Origin of the sequence: Mesorhizobium sp. M7A.F.Ca.CA.002.09.1.1, assembly GCF_003998555.1 — a bacterium.
GTDB classification, from domain to species: Bacteria; Pseudomonadota; Alphaproteobacteria; order Rhizobiales; family Rhizobiaceae; genus Mesorhizobium; species Mesorhizobium ciceri.
The window spans coordinates 1-1389 of record NZ_RZRR01001181.1; the positions used below are offsets into that span (position 1 = coordinate 1).

Here is a 1389-nt window from a genome sequence, read left to right on the forward strand (position 1 = left end):
GTTCAAATATTTGAGCAATGTCTGGCGTTTCGAACCCGACGGCGCCGGTTGCGCCGTCCGCTTCTTCATCGACTACGAGTTCAAGAGCCGTATTCTGGGCGCGGTCATGGGAACCATGTTCGATCGTGCCTTCCGCATGTTCGCCGAAGCCTTTGAGAAGCGCGCCGACGTCATCTACGGTACAAAACCGTCTTGAGGCTTGCGCATGCTTTTCTGGATAGCAAGCACCGTTGGACTGGCGATCGCCTATCTCTTCGGTTCAATGCCCACGGGTTATCTGGCGGGGAAGCTGCTCAAGGGCATCGATATCCGGGAGCATGGCTCCAAATCCACCGGGGCAACGAACGTCTTGCGGGTCTTGGGAAAATGGCCGGCGTTGGTGGTGTTGCTGGTGGATGTGCTGAAAGGTGCTGGGGCGATCGTCTTTGCCCGCTGGGTTCATCACGTTGCCGTTGGTTACGCTATCGACCCCGCTTGACCTGCAAGCCTGGGTGCCTTGGGCTGTTTGCCTGGCCGGAATTGCCGTGTTGTTGGGACATGGCCGTTCGATCTGGTTGAATTTCACAGGTGGCAAATCCGCTGCGACGGGGCTTGGCGTGTTGCTGGCTCTGTCTTGGCCGGTAGGTGTGGGGGCTGCGGCGGCTTTTGGTGCTGTGCTGGCTACGTCTCGGATAGTTTCCCTGAGTTCGATGGTAGCGGCGTTGACCGCGATCGCCCTCATCTGTGGCCTGGAGCAACCGTTGGCCTATCGGTTGCTGGTGATTGCGGGCAGCATCTACGTGGTTATGCGCCATCGTGCCAATATTCAGCGGCTGCTGGCTGGGACGGAGCCACACTTGGGGCAAAGCAGCCCGGAATCGAAAACGTAGCCGCAAATCCGGCTTTCGGGTCCGCCCGCCCAACGTTTTATAATCCTATCCGAGTGCTTGCAGGCCCAGTTCCAGCGCTTGCCGGACCGTTTCGCGACGGATGAAATCGCGGCCTTTGTCTGCAAAGAGTTGGTGCTCGGCGACAATCGGTCGGCCGTCCAGCGCAACCCCGAACCAGACCAGGCCGACCGGTTTTTCCGCCGAACCGCCGCCAGGCCCGGCGATCCCGGTAACCGCCAGGGTCAGCCCGGCGCGCGAACGGGTAAGCGCGCCTGTCGCCATTTCGATCGCAGTCTCGCGCGAAACCGCCCCATGCGCATCGAGCGTGGCGGCGGAAACGCCGAGCATGTCCATCTTGGCTTCGTTGGAATAGGCGATGAAGCCGCGATCGACCACGGCGGACGAGCCCGCGATGTCGGTGAGTGCCGCGATGATCATGCCGCCGGTGCAGCTTTCCGCCGTTGCCAGCATGATGCCGCGTTTCTGGCAGGCTTGCAGCAAGGCATTTGCCAGGTCGCTG

2 protein-coding genes and 1 pseudogene are annotated in these 1389 nt (G+C 61.0%); 2 read left to right on the top strand and 1 reads right to left on the bottom strand.

Annotated features, from left to right (window positions below):
• Positions 1–196 (top strand): SRPBCC family protein (locus EN994_RS31550; RefSeq protein WP_281060219.1); only part of this gene is annotated, 196 nt, incomplete at its 5' end.
• 9 nt (positions 197–205) lie between these two features.
• Positions 206–869, top strand: a pseudogene (gene plsY, locus EN994_RS31555) (glycerol-3-phosphate 1-O-acyltransferase PlsY).
• Positions 870–914: 45 nt separating this feature from the next.
• On the opposite strand, the gene EN994_RS31560 reads toward plsY, so the two are convergent.
• Positions 915–1389: CinA family protein (locus EN994_RS31560; RefSeq protein WP_164746421.1), on the bottom strand; the 475-nt coding region annotated here is incomplete at its 5' end.